20 protein-coding genes are annotated in these 16,619 nt (G+C 68.6%); 11 read left to right on the forward strand and 9 right to left on the reverse strand.

What is annotated here, in order from left to right:
• Positions 1-3: 3 nt before the first annotated feature.
• From AVCA_RS04510 to AVCA_RS04520, 3 genes are read right to left on the reverse strand one after another with little or no spacing between them, the layout of a single operon-like run.
• On the reverse strand, positions 4-1,236 hold the full coding sequence (locus tag AVCA_RS04510; RefSeq protein WP_012699657.1) for a TIGR03862 family flavoprotein: 1,233 nt from the start codon (positions 1,234-1,236) through the stop codon (positions 4-6).
• A 54-nt stretch (positions 1,237-1,290) separates the two neighbouring features.
• Positions 1,291-2,211 carry a histone deacetylase family protein gene (locus AVCA_RS04515; RefSeq protein WP_041806946.1) on the reverse strand — a complete coding sequence of 307 codons (921 nt, stop codon included), beginning with the start codon at positions 2,209-2,211 and terminating at the stop codon, positions 1,291-1,293.
• Between the two features lie 54 nt (positions 2,212-2,265).
• Positions 2,266-2,502, reverse strand: a complete 237-nt coding sequence (locus tag AVCA_RS04520; protein ID WP_012699659.1) for a hypothetical protein — start codon at positions 2,500-2,502, stop codon at positions 2,266-2,268.
• A gap of 164 nt (positions 2,503-2,666) precedes the next feature.
• Between AVCA_RS04520 and bfr the strand changes: the two genes are divergently transcribed.
• On the forward strand, positions 2,667-3,131 hold the full coding sequence (gene bfr, locus AVCA_RS04525) for a bacterioferritin (protein ID WP_012699660.1): 465 nt from the start codon (positions 2,667-2,669) through the stop codon (positions 3,129-3,131).
• Positions 3,132-3,179: 48 nt separating this feature from the next.
• Here the strand turns inward: bfr and cueR are convergent, their stop codons facing one another.
• Positions 3,180-3,596 carry a Cu(I)-responsive transcriptional regulator gene (cueR, locus tag AVCA_RS04530; RefSeq protein WP_012699661.1) on the reverse strand — a complete coding sequence of 139 codons (417 nt, stop codon included), beginning with the start codon at positions 3,594-3,596 and terminating at the stop codon, positions 3,180-3,182.
• A 102-nt stretch (positions 3,597-3,698) separates the two neighbouring features.
• Here cueR and AVCA_RS04535 point away from each other — a divergent pair, with 102 nt between their 5' ends.
• On the forward strand, positions 3,699-3,896 hold the full coding sequence (locus tag AVCA_RS04535; RefSeq protein WP_012699662.1) for a heavy-metal-associated domain-containing protein: 198 nt from the start codon (positions 3,699-3,701) through the stop codon (positions 3,894-3,896).
• On the opposite strand, the gene AVCA_RS04540 is transcribed toward AVCA_RS04535, so the two are convergent.
• The gene (locus tag AVCA_RS04540; RefSeq protein ID WP_012699663.1) at positions 3,875-4,528 is read right to left on the reverse strand and encodes a TetR family transcriptional regulator; all 654 of its coding nucleotides are present in this window, start codon (positions 4,526-4,528) and stop codon (positions 3,875-3,877) included. The two genes, AVCA_RS04535 and AVCA_RS04540, sit on opposite strands and share 22 nt — an antisense overlap.
• Positions 4,529-4,802: 274 nt before the next feature.
• Between AVCA_RS04540 and AVCA_RS04545 the strand changes: the two genes are divergently transcribed.
• On the forward strand, positions 4,803-5,981 hold the full coding sequence (locus AVCA_RS04545; protein WP_012699664.1) for a multidrug effflux MFS transporter: 1,179 nt from the start codon (positions 4,803-4,805) through the stop codon (positions 5,979-5,981).
• Between the two features lie 9 nt (positions 5,982-5,990).
• Here the strand turns inward: AVCA_RS04545 and AVCA_RS26335 are convergent, their stop codons facing one another.
• On the reverse strand, positions 5,991-6,155 hold the full coding sequence (locus AVCA_RS26335) for a hypothetical protein (RefSeq protein ID WP_012699665.1): 165 nt from the start codon (positions 6,153-6,155) through the stop codon (positions 5,991-5,993).
• Positions 6,156-6,420: 265 nt separating this feature from the next.
• Between AVCA_RS26335 and AVCA_RS04550 the strand changes: the two genes are divergently transcribed.
• Together AVCA_RS04550 and AVCA_RS04555 are read left to right on the forward strand one after the other, a co-directional pair.
• Positions 6,421-6,687 carry a PepSY domain-containing protein gene (locus AVCA_RS04550; RefSeq protein WP_012699666.1) on the forward strand — a complete coding sequence of 89 codons (267 nt, stop codon included), beginning with the start codon at positions 6,421-6,423 and terminating at the stop codon, positions 6,685-6,687.
• Positions 6,688-6,693: 6 nt separating this feature from the next.
• On the forward strand, positions 6,694-7,221 hold the full coding sequence (locus AVCA_RS04555) for a cytochrome b/b6 domain-containing protein (protein WP_012699667.1): 528 nt from the start codon (positions 6,694-6,696) through the stop codon (positions 7,219-7,221).
• A gap of 323 nt (positions 7,222-7,544) precedes the next feature.
• Here the strand turns inward: AVCA_RS04555 and AVCA_RS04560 are convergent, their stop codons facing one another.
• Entirely contained in the window at positions 7,545-8,315 is a 771-nt protein-coding gene (locus AVCA_RS04560; RefSeq protein ID WP_012699668.1) for a phytanoyl-CoA dioxygenase family protein, read from the reverse strand.
• Between the two features lie 100 nt (positions 8,316-8,415).
• Between AVCA_RS04560 and AVCA_RS04565 the strand changes: the two genes are divergently transcribed.
• The 3 genes from AVCA_RS04565 (at position 8,416) to AVCA_RS04575 (ending at position 11,412) form a co-directional block, all read left to right on the forward strand.
• The gene (locus AVCA_RS04565; protein ID WP_175555928.1) at positions 8,416-9,279 is read left to right on the forward strand and encodes an alpha/beta fold hydrolase; all 864 of its coding nucleotides are present in this window, start codon (positions 8,416-8,418) and stop codon (positions 9,277-9,279) included.
• 120 nt (positions 9,280-9,399) lie between these two features.
• Positions 9,400-10,203 (forward strand): DUF4892 domain-containing protein, encoded by an 804-nt coding sequence (locus tag AVCA_RS04570; RefSeq protein ID WP_012699670.1) that lies wholly within the window; start codon positions 9,400-9,402, stop codon positions 10,201-10,203.
• Positions 10,204-10,317: 114 nt separating this feature from the next.
• Positions 10,318-11,412, forward strand: coding sequence for an AI-2E family transporter (locus AVCA_RS04575; RefSeq protein ID WP_012699671.1), 1,095 nt, complete (start codon positions 10,318-10,320; stop codon positions 11,410-11,412).
• Positions 11,413-11,461: 49 nt separating this feature from the next.
• On the opposite strand, the gene AVCA_RS04580 is transcribed toward AVCA_RS04575, so the two are convergent.
• Positions 11,462-12,451 carry a patatin-like phospholipase family protein gene (locus AVCA_RS04580; protein WP_012699672.1) on the reverse strand — a complete coding sequence of 330 codons (990 nt, stop codon included), beginning with the start codon at positions 12,449-12,451 and terminating at the stop codon, positions 11,462-11,464.
• Positions 12,452-12,565: 114 nt separating this feature from the next.
• On the opposite strand from AVCA_RS04580, the gene selD reads away from it, so the two are divergent.
• Both selD and mnmH read left to right on the forward strand, forming a co-directional pair.
• Positions 12,566-13,603 carry a selenide, water dikinase SelD gene (gene selD / locus AVCA_RS04585; protein WP_012699673.1) on the forward strand — a complete coding sequence of 346 codons (1,038 nt, stop codon included), beginning with the start codon at positions 12,566-12,568 and terminating at the stop codon, positions 13,601-13,603.
• Positions 13,603-14,715 carry a tRNA 2-selenouridine(34) synthase MnmH gene (gene mnmH, locus AVCA_RS04590; protein ID WP_012699674.1) on the forward strand — a complete coding sequence of 371 codons (1,113 nt, stop codon included), beginning with the start codon at positions 13,603-13,605 and terminating at the stop codon, positions 14,713-14,715. Before selD ends, mnmH begins: the two co-directional genes overlap by 1 nt.
• On the opposite strand, the gene AVCA_RS04595 is transcribed toward mnmH, so the two are convergent.
• On the reverse strand, positions 14,676-15,887 hold the full coding sequence (locus AVCA_RS04595; protein WP_012699675.1) for a glycosyltransferase family 4 protein: 1,212 nt from the start codon (positions 15,885-15,887) through the stop codon (positions 14,676-14,678). The genes mnmH and AVCA_RS04595 overlap by 40 nt on opposite strands.
• Positions 15,888-16,281: 394 nt before the next feature.
• Between AVCA_RS04595 and AVCA_RS04600 the strand changes: the two genes are divergently transcribed.
• Positions 16,282-16,575 carry a hypothetical protein gene (locus AVCA_RS04600; RefSeq protein ID WP_012699676.1) on the forward strand — a complete coding sequence of 98 codons (294 nt, stop codon included), beginning with the start codon at positions 16,282-16,284 and terminating at the stop codon, positions 16,573-16,575.
• Positions 16,576-16,619 lie beyond the last annotated feature (44 nt).

Consider the following 16,619-nt stretch of genomic DNA (forward strand, 5'->3'; position numbering starts at 1 on the left):
TTCCTATCGGTATCCCAGCCAGCGCAGCAGCCCGTGGGCCGCGGCCCGGCCGCCGGCGAAGCAGGCGGTGAGCAGGTAGCCGCCGGTCGGCGCCTCCCAGTCGAGCATCTCGCCGGCGCAGAAGGTTCCCGGCGCCTCGCGCAGCATCAGGTTTTCGTCCAGTGCCTCGAAAGGCACGCCGCCGGCGCTGCTGATCGCCTCGTCCAGCGGGCGCGGGCGCACCAGTTCGAGCGGCAATGCCTTGATCAGCCCGGCCAACCGCTCCGGCTCGACGAAGGCGGCGGCCGGCGCCAGTTCGCGCAGCAGCGCGGCCTTGATCCCGTCGAGGCCGAGCTGGCCGTGCAGGTGCCTGGCCATGGAGCGCGAGCCGCGTGGTTTGCGCAGGGCGGCGAGCACCCTGGCCGGCGCGTGCCGCGGCAGCAGGTCGATGAAAACGGTGGCGCCGCCTTCGCGCTCGATCCTGTCGCGGATCGTCGCGGACAGCGCATAAACCAGGCTGCCTTCGATTCCCCCGGCGGTCAGCACGAACTCCCCTTGCCGCGCCGGCCCGTCGTCCAGGCCCAGGGCGACGTTCTTCAACGGCGCGCCGGCGAAGCGTTCGCGCAGGTGCGCGCTCCAGCCGGCCACATCGAAGCCGCAGTTGGCCGGGCGCAGGGGCGTGACCGCTATGCCGCGCGCCTCCAGCAGCGCTACCCAGGCGCCGTCCGAGCCGAGCCGCGCCCAACTGCCGCCGCCCAGGGCGAGCAGGGTGGCGGCGGGCCGGATGCGCCGCTCGCCCGCCGCAGTGGCCAGGCATAGGGCGCCATCGGCGTCCCAGCCGAGCCAGCGGTGGCGGGTGTGGATCTGCACGCCGGCCTCGCGCAGGCGCCGCAGCCAGGCGCGCAGCAGCGGCGCGGCCTTCATGTCGGCGGGGAATACCCGCCCGGAGCTGCCGACGAAGGTGTCGATGCCCAGGCTGTGCACCCACTGGCGCAACGCCTGGGCGTCGAACTCCTCCAGCAGCCGTCCGATTTCCGCGCGTCGCGTGCCGTAGCGGGACAGGAAGGCTTCGTGCGCCTCCGCGTGGGTGATGTTCATCCCGCCGATCCCGGCGAGCAGGAACTTGCGCCCGACCGAGGGCATGCGTTCGTACAGCTCGACGGCAAGGCCCGCCCGGCTCAGCACCTCGGCGGCCATCAGGCCGGCCGGTCCGCCGCCGATGATGGCGACCATGGGGGTGGAAGTGACGTCGGACATGCAGGCTCCGGGGCAGGGGCGGGGGGCGCATTCTACTCCGCCGGCGGTGCGGCTTCAGCCGAGGCCCAGTTCCCGCCAGAGGCGCGCGGCGCCATGGTGGAGAATGCCGTGGCGCCGCGCCAGGGCGGCGCGGTCCCGGTCGTAGCCGCCGCCGATCACGCCGAGCACCGCGATCCCGCGCGCGAGGCAGTGGCGCAGCACGGCGCCGTCGCGGGCGGCGAGGCCGGCATCGCTGAGCGCCAGGTAACCGAGGGCATCGTCCTGGTGCACGTCCACGCCGGCGTCGTAGAGCACCAGGTCCGGCTGGTACAGCGGCAGCAGGTAGTTCAGCGCGTCGTCGACCACCTTCAGGTAGTCGGCATCGCCCATGCCGCGCGGCAGGCCGATGTCCCAGTCGCTTCTGGCCTTGCGCGCCGGGAAGTTCTGCTCGCAGTGCAGCGACACGGTGATCGCCTCCGGGGTGTCTTCGAGGATGCGCGCGGTGCCGTCGCCCTGGTGCACGTCGCAGTCGAAGATCAGCACGCGGCCGACCCTCCCGCTCGCCAGCAGGTAGCGGGAAACCACCGCCAGGTCGTTGAAGATGCAGAAGCCGGAAGGGTGGTCGTGGTGGGCGTGGTGGGTACCGCCGGCCAGGTGGCAGGCGAGTCCGTGTTCCAGGGCCAGTTCCGCGGCCAGCAGCGAGCCGCCCACCGCCAGCACGGTGCGTCGGGCCAGCGCCGGGGTCCAGGGCAGGCCCAGGCGGCGCAGTTCCTCGCGGCTCAGTGCGCCGCTGCAGTAGCGCTCGATGTAGGCCGGGTCGTGGGCCAGGGCGAGGATGTCCGTCGGACAGGGCTCGGGGCGGCGCAGCTCGGCGTCGCTGGTCAGGCCGCTGTCGACCAGGTGGTCGCGCAGCAGGCGGAACTTTTCCATGGGAAAGCGGTGGCCATCCGGGAAGGACGGGCTGTATTCGTCGTGGTAGACCAGCGGTAAGGACATGGCGGCGCTCCGCGGCAAGGGGCGGTTCATGATGGCGGGCAGCCGTGGCGGGGCTCAAGTGCGCCGGATGCGGATATCGCTGACGCCGAGCTCCTCGGTGCGGCTTTCCAGGCTGGACCGGGTGGGCCGCTCCCAGGGCGCGTCCTCGGCGATCTGCAGTTGCGGAATGTGCTTGAGCAGGATCTGCAGGCGCGCCTGGTCCAGGGTCGGTTCGCCGTAGCCCCGCATGGCCAGGGAGTCGCTCCGGCCGTTGATGCTGTACTGGACGATATAGTGTTCGAGTCTGGTCATGGTGCTCTTCCAGCTTGTCGCTGTAGCGTTTGACCTGCAGAATCATGCGGGTTTCCTGATTTGGCCGGCTATGCTTCAGGGAGGCTCGGTAGACGGCCAGTCTTGACCATGAAGCGCCCAAGGCCGATCCTTGCGCGCTTTCTTTCAGTGAACGGGGGGTTTAAATGCAGGGGCAGGCGCAAGTCGTCGACTATCTGAAGGAATTGCTGCGCGGCGAACTGGCGGCGCGCGATCAGTACATGCTGCACTCGCGGATGTACGCCGATTGGGGCCTGAGCAAGCTCCACGAGCGCATGGACCACGAGATGAGCGAGGAGACCCAGCATGCCGACGCTCTGCTGAAGCGCATCCTGTTCCTGCAGGGAACGCCGGACATGAGTCCCGAGCCGATCAATCCGGGGCAGACCGTGCCGGAAATGCTGCGCAACGACCTGGCGCTCGAGTACCACGTGCGCGACGCGCTGGCCAAGGGCATCGAACTCTGCGAACAGCTCGGCGACTATGTCACCCGCAACATCCTCCAGGCGCAGCTCGACGACACCGAGGAAGACCATGCCTACTGGCTGGAGCAGCAGCTCGGCCTGATCGATCGCATCGGCCTGCAGAACTACCTGCAGTCGCAGATGTGAATTCCCGCTCCGGCCTGTGGCCAGAGTCTCCCGCCATGGGGCCTGCCGTCAGGACGGACATCGGTCCGTGCGCTGGCCGCCCGTCTCCAGTTCCCTGATGATCGGACAGTCCGGGCGCTCGTCGCCCCGGCAATGATCCACCAGGTTGCGGAGCGTGTCGCGCAGGCTGGCGAGTTCGTCGATCCGGCGCTCCAGCGCTTCGATATGCGCGCAGGCCAGCGCCTTCACCTCGGCGCTGGTGCGCTGGCTGTTTTCCCAGAGGCCGAGCAGCCGGCCGACCTCGGCCAGCGAAAAGCCCAGATCCCGCGAGCGCCTGATGAAGGCGAGGCGCTGCAGATCGGCCTCGGTGTAGTGGCGATAGCCATTGGCACCGCGCCCGGCCGGGGCGATCAGGCCGATGGCTTCGTAATGGCGGATCATCTTGGCGGACAGGCCGCTGTGCTTCGCTGCTTGGCCGATGTTCATCGCTGCTTTCCTCTGCTGGGCCGCTGGCCCGTTCCGGGGCTTGACCTTGCCCGGGGGGCAAGCTTGACACTGTGCCCTCCCATTCTCCAGAGGAGTGTCAGGATGCAGAAGTTTCAAGTGAAGGGCATGAGTTGCGGCCATTGCGTACGCGCCGTCACCCAGGCGGTGCAGGCGCTGGATGCCGCGGCCGAGGTGCAGGTGGACCTGCCCGGCGGCGAGGTGAGGGTGGCCAGCCGGTTGCCTGCCGAGCAGGTGATGGAGGCGATCCGCGAGGAGGGCTACGAGGTGGCGCCGGCCTGAACGGGGCGCTGGCCGGCGATCCGCCAGTCGCAGAGCAGGCCGCTGAACAGGGCGTCGATCATCACCGGCGCCTCGGTCTGGACGTCGAACAGCCCGGGATCGCGCAGGCGGTCGCTGAGCATGCCGACCAGGGTGGCGTGCAGCAGGCGCGCCGCCAGGGGCGGGCTGATGCCGGGACGCAGGCGTTGCCGCTCGCGTTCGAACTGTTCCTCGCTGAGGGCGATGAACTGGTTGATGAAGTTGGTGTGGCGTTCCTGGGCGTCGCTCAATTCGTCGGTGAATTCGCAGCGCATCAGCAGGATCGTCAGGATGTTGCGCTCCTGCTCGTTGGCGGCCAGGTCGGCCATGATTTCCACGAGCAGGTCGCGCAGGTTCTGCAGGGGGTAGGCTTGCGCCGGGGCGTTCAGCCGCTCGGCGATCTGTTCCGGCCGCGGGCGGACCTGGTCGAGTATTTCGTTGAGCAGATGGCTCTTGTTCTGGAAATGCCAGTAGACCGCACCACGGGTCACGCCGCTGGCGCGGGCGATCTGTTCCAGGCTGGTATGGGCCACGCCGTTGCGTAGAAACAACCGCTCGGCGGTAGCGAGGATGTTTTCGCGGGTCTTTTCGGCATCAGCCTTGGTTCGGCGCATAGCGTGTTCTGAATGATTGGCGGTGATGAAAAATCCCTTTACGGGCTGGCTCCGGGCCTTGGCCCGTGCAGGAGCGCGCCAGTCGGCGGGACCGCGGTCGCGCTCGGCTGAGGTACTGGAGTTTACCTGCCTTTGCTGCCTGGAACGCTCTGTTTACACCTTGTTTACAAGCACATCCGCATGTAAGCATCCGCCGGATGCCGTCGCATCCTTCGCCTTCCGTTCTTCTCCAGACGTTCCGTGGCCGTCCTCGCCGCGGTGGGAGTTCGCCCACTTGACTCTACCCCTGCTGCTGATTCTCGGTGCCCTGACGGCCTTCGGTCCACTGGCCATCGATTTCTACCTGCCCAGCTTTCCTGCCCTGGCCGCCGCCTTCGGCACCGATGTGGAGCAGGTTCAATTGTCCCTGGCGGCCTATTTCATCGGCATGACCATCGGCCAACTGGCTTACGGGCCGCTGGCCGACCGCCTCGGCCGGCGCCTGCCACTGCTTTTCGGCGTCGCATTGTTCAGTCTGGCATCGCTGGCCTGCGCCCTGGCCGGCAGCCTCGAGCAACTGATCGTGGCGCGCTTCGCCCAGGCGCTCGGCGGCTGCGCCGGCATGGTGGTCGCCCGCACGGTGGTCCGCGATCTGTGCGATCCGCTGACCACCGCGAAGGTGTTTTCCCGCCTGATGCTGGTGATGGGACTGGCGCCGATTCTCGCGCCCCTGGCCGGCGGACTGCTGCTCCAGGCGTTCGGTTGGCAGTCGATCTTCCTCTGCCTGACCCTGTTCGGCGCGCTGACCTTCCTGGCCGTGGTCCTGCTGCTGCCGGAAACCCTGGTCGGCGATACGCCGCGCCCTTCCTGCGGCGAGGGCTTCCGGCACTACTTCAGGCTGCTGCGCGACCGGGAATTCATGAGCTTCAGCCTGGCCGGCGGGGTGGCCATGGCCGGGATGTTCGCCTATATCGCCGGCTCGCCGTTCGTCTTCATCGAACTCTACGGAGTACCGGAGGAGCACTATGGCTGGCTGTTCGGCAGCAACGCGGCGGGTTTCATCCTGGTGTCCCAGCTCAATGCCCGGGCGCTGCACTGGCGCGGCCCGGGGTTCTGGCTGCGCCGGGTGATCTGGTTGCATGCCGGCAGCGCGCTGGTCCTGCTGCTGGTGGCGCTGGCCCGGCCGGCGACGCTGTGGCCGCTGCTGCCGCCGCTGTTCGTCTGCATCGCCAGCCTCGGGGCGATCATGCCCAACGCCACGGCCTGCGCCCTGGCCAAGCAGGGCGCTCAGGCGGGCAGCGCCTCGGCGCTGCTGGGCAGCCTGCAGTTCTGCATGGCGGCGCTGGCCTCGGCCCTGGTCGGTGTGCTGCACGACGGCAGCGCCCTGCCCATGGCCCAGGTGATCGGCCTGTGCGCACTGATCGCGGCGGGCGTCGGCTGGTACAGCGGCCAACTGGATACCCGGCCGCGTTGAGCGCGTCGTTCAGCGCTCGTTCCGCGGCCAGGAATGCGGTGCCTTCAGGCGGTTCTCCAGGCGACTGGCGAACTGGCGGGCCTCGTGTTCGCTGCGAAACGGTACCGCGAACCTGTCCAGTTGTACCGTCCAGCGGTCCCGGGGGCTGACGATCGGTCGAATGGTGACGTGCATGGCTTTCTCCTTTCGTGTTGTCGCCGGGGCAGGTTGCGCCCGGCACTACCTTTCTTTCCGGAATGCTCCGGCTGCGCGGCGTCGCGCTGGATGACGCGGATCAAAACGGGCCGGAAGCGCGCTGCGGCAAATCGCCTGCCCGCAGCGTCGCTTGCCGCTGGGCGATCGAGCCCGGCCGTGGCGATCATGCTGGCCGACTATCGTTAAGGTTGCTTTAAGCCGACAGGCACAGAGTCGCGCCGCTATCCCACACGAGGTCGTTTCCATGCGCAAAATCATCCTGCTGGGCCTCGCCCTGGCCAGTCCGCTGGCTCTCGCCGGCCCCCGCTGCAGCGAGGCCGACAAGGCCCAGTGGCAGGACCCGACGAAGTTCCAGGAACAGCTCAAGGCCCAGGGCTACGAGATCAGGAAGTTCAAGGTCACCGACGGTAACTGCTACGAGATCTACGGATTCGACAAGGACAGGCGCAAGGTCGAGATCTACTTCGATCCGGTGAGCGGCAGGGCGATCAAGGAAAACATCGAGGACTGAGCGGTCATGGGCAGCGAAACCCTGCGCCTGTGGGACCCGCTGGTGCGCCTGTTCCACTGGTCGCTGGCCGGCGTGTTCGTCGCCAACTACTTCTTCACCGAGGCGGGCGAGTCCTGGCATGTCTGGCTGGGCTACTACGCGCTGGCCTGGATTCCGGTCCGGGTGCTGTGGGGATTCGTCGGCACGCCGGCGGCGCGCTGGGCGGATTTCTGGCCGACCCGGGCGCGTCTGGCCGAGCACCTGCGGGCGCTGGAGAGCGGTCGTCCGTACCACCGGCTCGGTCATTCGCCGCTGGGCGCGCTGGTGATGATCCTGATGATGGCCTGCATGTCCGGCCTCGGCGTGAGCGGCTTCCTGATGAAGGAGGTCGACTACTTCTGGGGCTCGGATGCGCTCGAGGCGCTGCACGAGTCGTTGGCCGACGTTCTGCTCGTGCTGGTCTGCCTGCATCTGGCTGCGGCCTCGATCGAAAGCGTCCGCCTGCGCGAGAACCTGCTCCTGTCGATGATCACCGGCCGGCGGCGCAAGCCGTAGCCGGGGATCGCCGGGCCGACTGGCGATTTTTTGCGCAACCCGTTGGAGCCCGCGCGGGCTCGGCATCCGGTCCGGCCATCCCGGCTTTATCCACAGCCTTTTCCCCGCCTATTGTTGAGAAACACGGTCCGCTCCTGGGAAAACCCTTCGCTGGCCGGGAGCCTGTGGGCGAAGGGGAGGGCAGGCCACCGGGCCGGCGCTGGACAAAAACTGTACGGAGCGTCCGCGGGCCAGGTCCGCTGCGGCCGCCAGCCACTCATCCCGGTGTTATCCACAGTTGCGCCCACAGTCTTTGTGAATAAAAGCCGGATGATGGCGTCCCGTCAGTCGTATTCCGCCGGCTCGTGGTCGCCCAGCAGGCGTCGCTGGCGCGCCGTGCAGGCGGCCAGCACTGCCGGATCGAAGCGCCAGTACAGGTAGGGCGAGAACTTCTGCGCCACCATCCGCCGGCCGTAGTGCACCTGCAGCAGGTAGCGCGTCCGGTCCGGCGTGCGGTTGCGGCTGCCGGCATGCCAGAGTTCGCTGCGAAAGAACAGCAGGTCGCCGGCCCGGCACAGCACCGGTTCGGGCGCGAGGCCCTGCCAGTGCTCCTCGCCCGGACGGGGCGGCCGACCGGCGCGGTGGCTGCCGGGAATGACCAGGGTCGGACAGAGATCCTCGTCGATCTCGTCGAGGTAGAGATGCGCCGTGCAGATCTGCATGGGCAACTGGAAGGCCGGATCGGCGAGCAGGTTCGGCGGCAGTTCCATGACCAGATAGTCGAGGTGCAGGTCGGCGCCGATGAAACCGGGATGGCAACGCCAGGCGGTCTGGCCGATCACATGGCAGTCGGCGCCGAGCGCGGCCTCGGCCAGTTCGATCACCCCCGGCAGGTCGAGGTAGGGCAGCCACAGAGGCGAGCGGTTGAATACACACTTGTAGTGATCGAGCAGGCCGGTGTAGTCCCAGTGCTCGGGCTCGAGGCGATCGATGGCGTCGCGCAGCCTGGCGATCTGTCCGGCATCCAGCACGCCGGGCAGCAGCGCGAAGCCTTCCTCGTGCAGCGCCTGCAGGCGCCGGGCGGTCGGTTCCGGGATGACAGGGACGCGGGGCATGGCTTTCGGTTTCCGCTTTTCGCTCCAGTCTAGAACCGTCGGCGCGGGCTCCGCATCCGCTATGCTGCGGCTCCTGCATCCTGGTCGCCGAGGATCGTCCATGAGCCTGCACTGCGAAGAGGTTCGCCTCAATCTGCCCCATATCGAACTGGCCGCCCATCTCTATGGACCGGAGGACGGCCCGCCGGTGCTGGCCCTGCATGGCTGGCTGGACAATGCCATGAGTTTCTCCCGCCTGGCGCCGCGCCTGGCGGGACTGCGCATCGTCGCCCTGGACTTCGCCGGCCACGGCCATTCCGCCCATCGTCCGGCCGGCCTGGGCTACAGCCACTGGGAACATGCCTTCGACGTGCTGCAGGTCGCCGAGCAACTCGGCTGGCAACGCTTCTCCCTGCTCGGCCACTCCATGGGCGCCATCGTCGCCGTGCTGCTGGCCGGTGCGCTGCCGGAACGGGTCGAGCGGCTGGCGTTGATCGACGGCGGCATGCCGATCACCCGCGAGGCCGCCGAGGCGCCACAGCAGCTCGGCGATGCCCTGCGCGGGCACCTGGCGCTGGCCGGCAAGCGCAAGCCGGTCTACGAGAACGTCGAGCGGGCGGTGCTGGCGCGCATGCACGGAATGGCCGCGCTGAGCCGCGAGGCCGCCGAGCGGCTCGCCGAACGCGGCCTGATGCCGGTGCCCGGCGGTTATACCTGGCGGGCCGATAGCCGCCTGCGTCTGCCCTATGCGCTGCGCCTGGACCCGGCTCAGGCCGAGGCGTTCCTGCGTGCGGTGCGTTGTCCGGTGAGCCTGGTGCTGGCCCGCGAGGGACTGCTGGCCGGCCGGCCGTCGGTGGCGGCGCTGCTGGAGCGGCTATCCTTCGAGGTGCACGAGCTGCCCGGCGGACATCATCTGCATCTGGACGACGAGGCCGGCGCCCAGGCTGTAGCAGACTGTTTCAAAGCGCTGTTCCCCGCGTCTTGACTTGTCGGGGACTGCTCGGGAGAGTGGCCGCACCTCCGGGAGCCGTCATGGCGGCAGGCCATGCGTGCCTGTCCGCCGCGCCTCCCACCGTTCGTTCGAGCCGAGTCTTCGAGGAGCCGGATGCGCCTGAGCACCTTCTGCTGTCTGCTATTGGCCGGCAGTTCCCTGTTAGCCGCCGACCTGCCGGACGGCCACGACCACGAGGTGCTGCCGCGCTTCCCCCAGGCCGAGATCGTCGAGTCCAGCCAGGGCGATGCGGAGCGCCGCTACCCCCTGGGCGGCATTCAGCGGATCAGCGGACGCCTGCGCTACGAGCGCGAAGTCCTGGCCGAGGGGTGGTTGTCCGCGACCACCTACCGGCTGCCGGTCGGGCACCTCGCCGCGGAGGCCTTCGCCCAGGCCCGCGAATCCCTGCTCCGGCAGGGGGCCGAGCTGCTCTACTGGTGCGATGGGCGCGACTGTGGCTCCAGCAGCCTGTGGGCCAATACGGTGTTCGGCAACGCCCGCCTGTACGGCCCGGACGAGCGCCAGGCCTTCGCCCTGTTGCGCCTGGCCGCGCCGCGCCGCGACAGTCTGCTGGCGCTGTACGCGATCACCCGCGGCAATCGCCGGGATTATCTGCATGTCGAGCGGCTCGATGCCGCCGCCGCACTCGGCGAGTTGCTGCCGACTCCTGCCACTTTGCTGCGCCAGTTGCGTACCGATGGCCAGTTGCTGCTGCCGGCGTTGAGCGGCGAGCCGGGCGCGGCCTGGGTCGATGTGCTGGCCCGCAGCCTGATGCTCGACAGTACCCTGCGGGTCGCCCTCGCCGGGGCGCAGGCGTCCGCCTGGCGCGGCGCGCTGATCGAGCGGGGCGTGCGGGCCGCGCGTCTGGAGCTGGACGAGACAGCCGTCGACGGGTTGCGTCTGAGCCGCCTGCCGTGAGTCGGACCGGCGTTCCCCCGGTCGTTGTCCGGTGCCTTTTCCGTCGCCTGCCGCCGTCACAATGGCGATGCCGTCCAATCCCTGGCAGTCCTTTCGATGGAGTTGCGAGTCCGAATGTTCAATAACGATCGTCTGCTGGTGCTGCTGCTGCTTCTGGCGCTGCTCGGCGCCTGCCTGTGGGTGCTGCTGCCGTTCGCCTCGGCGCTTTTCTGGGCGGCCGTGCTGGCCTTCGCCAGTTGGCCGCTGATGCGCCTGCTGACCGCCCGGCTGAACGGCCGGGAATCGGTGGCGGCCGGATTGCTGACCGCCGGCTGGGTGATCCTGGTGGCGGTGCCGCTGCTGCTGTTCGGCTTCAACCTGGTCGATTACATCCGCGAACTCACCGGGCTGATCAACACGCTGCGCCTGGAGGGCCTGCCGCCGCCGCCGGAGTGGCTGGCCGGAATGCCGCTGTTCGGCGACGAACTGGTCGACCTCTGGCGTACCGTCGATCAGCAGGGGCTGGCGCTGTTCGCCACGCTCAAGCCCTATCTCGGCCAGGTCGGCAACTGGCTGCTGGCGCGCAGCGCCAAGCTCGCCGGAGGCATGCTGGAGCTGGCCCTGAGCCTGGTGCTGGTGTTTTTCTTCTATCGCGACGGGCCGCGCCTGGAGCGTTTCGTGCAGAGCTTGCTGACGCGGCTGATCGGCGAGCGCGCCGAACATTACCTGGAACTGGTCGCCGCCACCGTGCAACGGGTGGTCAACGGGGTGATCGGTACCGCCGCGGCCCAGAGTGCCCTGGCGCTGATCGGCTTCTGGATCGCCGGGGTGCCGGGAGCGCTGCTGCTCGGCCTGCTCACCTTCGCCCTCAGCCTGATTCCCATGGGCCCGCCGCTGGCCTGGATACCGGCCACCGCCTGGCTGGTCTGGCAGGGCGACTACGGCTACGCGATCTTCCTCGGCATCTGGGGCATGTTCGTGATCAGCGGCGTGGACAACGTGCTCAAGCCCTACCTGATCAGCCGTGGCGGCAACCTGCCGCTGGTGGTGGTGCTGCTCGGGGTGTTCGGGGGCATCTATGCCTTCGGCTTCATGGGCCTGTTCCTCGGCCCGACGCTGCTGGCGGTGGCCTACAGCCTGCTCAGCGACTGGGTGAGCGAGGCGCGGCCGGCGGAGCTGCCGGCCAGCCCGGCGCCGCGGCGGGAGGCCGGGGAGGAGAGGGTCTCCTAGGGCCTGTCGATACTGTTTCACGAACCGCGTGTCGCTGCGTCGACGGGCGCTAACGCTCGTTCTCGCGTTCGTAGGCGTCCAGGCTGTCGCGGGCGATCTGCCGGCCGAGCTGGATCATCTCCGGTGCCCTGTGGAACTCGAAGAAGCGGCAGGCCTGCTTGGGCACGTTGATCAGGATGTCCGGCGGATAGCCGGCGATCTTGTACTGGGTCAACGCGTTCTGCATCACCTCGAAACTCTGGTTGACCAAATCGAGCAGCGTCGCCGGGGCGAGGGAGTCGACCACCTTGGCGCCGCTGGCCGACTTCGGCGGGCTTTCCGTCTCCGGCGCGGATGGCTCGTCCGGCTCCTCGCGCAGCACCACCGGCAGCGGCGTGCCGTCTTCCTCGCGTCGGCGGAACGGCAGGCGCGAGCCGAGCGAGTCGAGCACGGCATCGACCCGGCTCCAGCGCGGCGCCGGACGCTCGCTCGCCGGCAGCCGGTACTGCTTGTGGTTGGGCGCGCCGAGGTTGACCGCGACGATCAGGTCGCAGTGGCTGGACACCACCGGGACGATCGGCAGCGGGTTGAGCAGGCCGCCGTCGACCAGCATGTGGTGGCCCTTGGTCACCGGGGTGAACAGGCTGGGAATCGCCGCCGAGGCGCGCATCGCCTGGTGCAGGCAGCCTTCCTGGAACCATATCTCCTGGTGGGTGGTGAGATCGGTGGCCACCGCGGTGAAGGGGATCGGCAGGTCCTCGATGTTCACCTCGCCGACGATCTCGCGGATGTGCGCGAAGATCTTGTCGCCGCGGATCACCCCCAGGCTGAAGCTGACGTCGAGCAGGCGCAGCAGGGCCAGGTAGTTCAGGCTCTCGATCCACTGGCGGTACTCGGGCAGCTTGCCGGCGGCATGGATGCCGCCGATCACCGCGCCCATGGAGCAGCCGGCGATGCAGCCGATCTCGTAACCACGGGTTTCCAGTTCCTCGATCACCCCGATGTGGGCGTAGCCTCGTGCGCCGCCCGAACCCAGTACCAAAGCCACCCGTCTGCCCATGGGATCTCCCGTTCCGCTCGTTTCCCGAACCATACGCCGGGCATGGCGCGGCGCCAAGGCAGGCTTTTGCTACAATTCGCCGCCTTTTCAGTTCCCTGTTTCCGAGGACGCCCCGTGAGCGAGCCCATTCGTCTGACCCAGTACAGCCATGGCGCCGGTTGTGGCTGCAAGATCGCCCCCAAGGTGCTGGAAGTGATCCTCGCCGGCAGCGGCGCACAGAATCTCGACCCGAAGCTCTGGGTCGGCAACGCCTCGCGCGACGACGCCGCCGTGTACGCCATCGACGAGGAGCGCGGCGTGGTGTCGACCACCGATTTCTTCATGCCGATCGTCGACGACCCCTTCGACTTCGGGCGCATCGCCGCGACCAACGCCATCAGCGATATCTACGCGATGGGTGGCGATCCGCTCCTGGCCATCGCCATCCTCGGCTGGCCGATCAACAAGCTGCCGCCGGAAGTGGCCCGCGAGGTGGTCGCCGGCGGTCGCGCGGTCTGCGATGCGGCGGGCATCCCGCTGGCCGGCGGACATTCCATCGACACCCCGGAGCCGGTCTTCGGCCTGGCGGTGACCGGCATGGTGGAAAAGCGTTTTCTCAAACGCAACGACACCGCCAGCGCCGGCTGCCGGCTATACCTGACCAAGCCGCTGGGCATCGGCATCCTCACCACCGCGGAGAAGCGCTCCAGGCTACGTCCCCAGGATGTGGGCGTGGCGCGCGACTGGATGTGCACCCTGAACAAGCCCGGCAGCCGCTTCGGCAAGCTGGCGGGGGTCAGGGCGATGACCGACGTCACCGGCTTCGGCCTGCTCGGCCACCTGGTCGAGATGGCCGACGGCAGCGGGCTGTCGGCGTGCATCGAGTTCGCCGCGGTGCCGCGCCTTCCCGAGCTGGACTACTACCTGGAGCAGGGCTGCGTCCCCGGTGGCACCCTGCGCAACTTCGACAGCTTCGGCGAGCGCATCGCGCCGATGCCGGAGCTGTGCAAGCTGATCCTCTGCGACCCGCAGACCAGCGGCGGCCTGCTGGTCGCGGTGAGCCCCGAGGGCGAGGCGGAGTTCCTCGCCTGCGCCGCCGAACTGGGCCTGGCGCTGGCGCCGATCGGCGAGATGGTCGAGCGACAGCGCCTGGCGGTCGAGGTGCTCTTCTGATGCGCGCCGATACCGCCGATTACCCGCAGCTTTTCCTCGAAGACGTCCCCATGATGGACACCCGCGCCCCGGTGGAATTCGCCGGCGGCGCCTTTCCCAACGTACTCAACCTGCCGCTGATGACCGACAGCGAGCGGCAGAAGGTCGGCACCTGCTACAAGCAGCACGGCCAGCGGGCGGCCATCGAGCTCGGCCACCGGCTGGTATCCGGCCGGACCAAGGAGCTGCGTATCCAGGCCTGGGCGGATTTCGCCCGCGCCCATCCCGAGGGCTACCTGTACTGCTTCCGTGGCGGCCTGCGTTCGCAGATCGTCCAGCAGTGGCTGAGGGATGAGGCCGGTATCGACTACCCGCGGGTGACTGGCGGCTACAAGGCGATGCGCAACTTTCTCCTCGACACCACCCGCCAGGCCACCGCGCAGTGCGCGTTCGTGCTGGTCGGCGGTCTCACCGGCACCGGCAAGACCGAAGTGATCGCCGCCCTGGGCAACGCCCTGGACCTCGAAGGCCACGCCAATCACCGCGGCTCCAGTTTCGGCAAGCGGGCCACGCCGCAGCCGGCGCAGATCGACTTCGAGAACCGCCTGGCCATCGACATCCTGCGAAAGCGCGCGGCCGGCGTCGGCCGCTTCGTGCTGGAGGACGAGAGCCGCCTGGTCGGCAGTTGCTCGTTGCCGCTGGAGCTGCACCAGGGCATGCAGCGCTATCCGCTGGTCTGGCTGGAGGACAGCTTCGAAGGGCGCGTCGAGCGCATCCTGCGCGACTACGTGGTTGATCTCTGCGCCGAGTTCGTCGCCGTCGAAGGACCGCAGGCCGGTTTCGCCGCCTTCGCCGCGCGCCTCACCCAGAGCCTGGCGAACATCGTCAAGAGGCTCGGCGGCGAGCGTTATCAGCGGCTGTCGACGCTCATGGCCCGGGCTCTCGCCGAGCAGGAGGCGGGACGTGGCGTCGCGTTGCACCGCGACTGGATCGTCGGCCTGCTGCGTGAGTATTACGACCCCATGTATGCCTATCAGCGTGAGAGCAAGGCCGAACGCATCGTCTTTTCCGGCGACCGGGAGGCCGTGCTGGCCTATCTGCGCGAGTGCGCGGCGGGAGCCGTCGACGGCTGAGCGTGCCGCTTCCCCGAGGCCTGAACGGCCGGTGCCTGCAGGGTGCCGCGCAGGTGCTCCTCGAACTGCCCGACGATGGCCTCCCAGCCCTGGTGGCTGGCGTGCTGGCGGGCGTTCAGGCGGACCCTGCGCAGGTTTTCCTCGTCCTCCAGCAGCCAGTTGGCCGCTTCGATGAAGCCCTGCTCGTCGCCCGGCTCGGCCAGTGCGCCGTTGTGCCCGTGACGGATGTGCTGGGCGGCGGCGGCCTGGTCGTAGGCGACCACGCCGAGCCCGGAGGCGAGCGCCTCCAGCACCACGTTGCCGAAGGTTTCCGAGAGGCTGGGGAAGATGAACAGATCGCCCGAGGCGTAGTGGGTGGCCAGCGTCTCGCCCAACTGCATGCCGCAGAAGTGGGCTTCCGGCCACTGCTGGCGGAGGCTGGCGTACAGGGGGCCGTCGCCGACCACCACCAGCTTCAGCCGGCGCTGCGGATGGGCCGCCTGCAGGCTGCGGAAGCTGCTGCCGAGCAGGCCGAGATTCTTCTCCGGCGCCAGCCGTCCGACGTGCAGCACGACCAGGTCGTCGTCGCCCACTCCCCAACTGGCGCGCAGGCTGGCGGAGCGCCGGGCCGGATGGAACAGGTGGCTGTCGACGCCGCGGGAGAGCAGTTCCAGGCGCTCGAAGCCGCGTCGGGTCAGTTCCATGCGCTGGCTGGCGCTGGGCACCAGGGTTAGCCGGGAGTGGTTGTGGAACCAGCGCAGGTAGCCGGTCAGCAGGCGGGTCAGGAGGCCGAAGCCGTAATGGCTGCTGTATTGCTGGAAGTTGGTATGGAAGCCGCTGATCGCCGGAATCCCCAGGCGCCGCGCGCAGCGCAGGGCGGACAGGCCCAGCGGTCCTTCGGTGGCGATGTAGATCACGTCCGGGCGCTCGCGTTTCCAGCGGTGCAGCAGCTTGCCGGTGGCCGACTGGCCCCACTGCAGGCCCGGATAACCGGGCAATGGCCAGCCGCGGGTCAGGACCAGCCGCTCGTCGCCGCGCCGGCCCTGGTCGGTGCTCTGCCGGGGGCGCACCACTTGCACGTGGTGACCGCGGGCGCGCAACCCGTCGCACAACCGGCCCAGGGTATTGGCGACGCCATTGACCTCGGGGGGGAAGGTTTCGCTGATCAGGGCGATATGCAGGATGTCAGTCATGACCGTCAGTCTCGGAGCATGACATGTCAGACCGATGACAGCCGGCTGACGTTCCGGTGATGGGCGACGTTCTGTGGCGATCGGAAGATCGTCCGTCGGTCTCGCATGCCTCGGGGACCGGCCGCCGGACGCATTCGCGCGGGGGCGGGGTGCCATTGGCCTGCGGCGATGCCTGCGAGCGGCGCCACGTCCGTTGCGGCCATCGACCCCGCGTCGTCCGTTTCACTGCCATGAACGACTCCATGGGGTTACACTAGCCGGCTGCCCGCACTCTTGTTCCGGATCCCGCAAAAGGCATTCGCCACCCATGTCGACTTCTCTTTCCCCGGTGCGCTATCTGACTTCCCTTCGAACCGATACGCCGGTTCGCCGTTCCAGAAGCAATGGCCCACGCATGAACGTATTCGAAATCATCCGCTGGGCCAGGGACGAAGGTATCACCCTCGAGGTGAACGCCGATCGCCTGGATGCGGACGATATTCCGCCCCCGTCGCTGATGGCCGAACTGTCGGCCCACGAGGCCCTGATCGTCGAGATCCTGAAGCCGTCCGAGGCGTATCCCCGGCGCAGGGCCTGGACGATCTCGGTGTCCGGTTACCGGTTCTTCCTGATCGGCCCCGGTATGAGCCGCACTCAGGCCCTGGCCCTTGCCCGCTGGCGCTGGAAAGAGGCCGAGATCGTCGATTGAGTCCGGAAGCGGCGCGCTCCGGGCGTCCCGTCTCCCGATCCCGG

The sequence above is a fragment of the Azotobacter vinelandii CA genome, assembly GCF_000380335.1.
Lineage (GTDB): Bacteria > Pseudomonadota > Gammaproteobacteria > Pseudomonadales > Pseudomonadaceae > Azotobacter > Azotobacter vinelandii.

Bases quoted from the DNA above. Each gene is read 5' to 3' on its own strand.
- AVCA_RS04535 (WP_012699662.1), top strand. From the start codon at position 3,699: ATGCAGAAGTTTCAAGTGAAGGGCATGAGTTGCGGCCATTGCGTACGC.
- AVCA_RS04565 (WP_175555928.1), top strand. From the start codon at position 8,416: ATGAGCCTGCACTGCGAAGAGGTTCGCCTCAATCTGCCCCATATCGAA.
- AVCA_RS04570 (WP_012699670.1), top strand. From the start codon at position 9,400: ATGCGCCTGAGCACCTTCTGCTGTCTGCTATTGGCCGGCAGTTCCCTG.
- AVCA_RS04550 (WP_012699666.1), top strand. From the start codon at position 6,421: ATGCGCAAAATCATCCTGCTGGGCCTCGCCCTGGCCAGTCCGCTGGCT.
- AVCA_RS04560 (WP_012699668.1), bottom strand. From the start codon at position 8,315: ATGCCCCGCGTCCCTGTCATCCCGGAACCGACCGCCCGGCGCCTGCAG.
- mnmH (WP_012699674.1), top strand. From the start codon at position 13,603: ATGCGCGCCGATACCGCCGATTACCCGCAGCTTTTCCTCGAAGACGTC.
- AVCA_RS26335 (WP_012699665.1), bottom strand. From the start codon at position 6,155: ATGCACGTCACCATTCGACCGATCGTCAGCCCCCGGGACCGCTGGACG.
- AVCA_RS04540 (WP_012699663.1), bottom strand. From the start codon at position 4,528: ATGCGCCGAACCAAGGCTGATGCCGAAAAGACCCGCGAAAACATCCTC.
- AVCA_RS04515 (WP_041806946.1), bottom strand. From the start codon at position 2,211: ATGTCCTTACCGCTGGTCTACCACGACGAATACAGCCCGTCCTTCCCG.
- AVCA_RS04600 (WP_012699676.1), top strand. From the start codon at position 16,282: ATGAACGTATTCGAAATCATCCGCTGGGCCAGGGACGAAGGTATCACC.
- bfr (WP_012699660.1), top strand. From the start codon at position 2,667: ATGCAGGGGCAGGCGCAAGTCGTCGACTATCTGAAGGAATTGCTGCGC.
- AVCA_RS04575 (WP_012699671.1), top strand. From the start codon at position 10,318: ATGTTCAATAACGATCGTCTGCTGGTGCTGCTGCTGCTTCTGGCGCTG.
- AVCA_RS04580 (WP_012699672.1), bottom strand. From the start codon at position 12,451: ATGGGCAGACGGGTGGCTTTGGTACTGGGTTCGGGCGGCGCACGAGGC.
- AVCA_RS04555 (WP_012699667.1), top strand. From the start codon at position 6,694: ATGGGCAGCGAAACCCTGCGCCTGTGGGACCCGCTGGTGCGCCTGTTC.
- AVCA_RS04510 (WP_012699657.1), bottom strand. From the start codon at position 1,236: ATGTCCGACGTCACTTCCACCCCCATGGTCGCCATCATCGGCGGCGGA.
- AVCA_RS04595 (WP_012699675.1), bottom strand. From the start codon at position 15,887: ATGACTGACATCCTGCATATCGCCCTGATCAGCGAAACCTTCCCCCCC.
- cueR (WP_012699661.1), bottom strand. From the start codon at position 3,596: ATGAACATCGGCCAAGCAGCGAAGCACAGCGGCCTGTCCGCCAAGATG.
- AVCA_RS04520 (WP_012699659.1), bottom strand. From the start codon at position 2,502: ATGACCAGACTCGAACACTATATCGTCCAGTACAGCATCAACGGCCGG.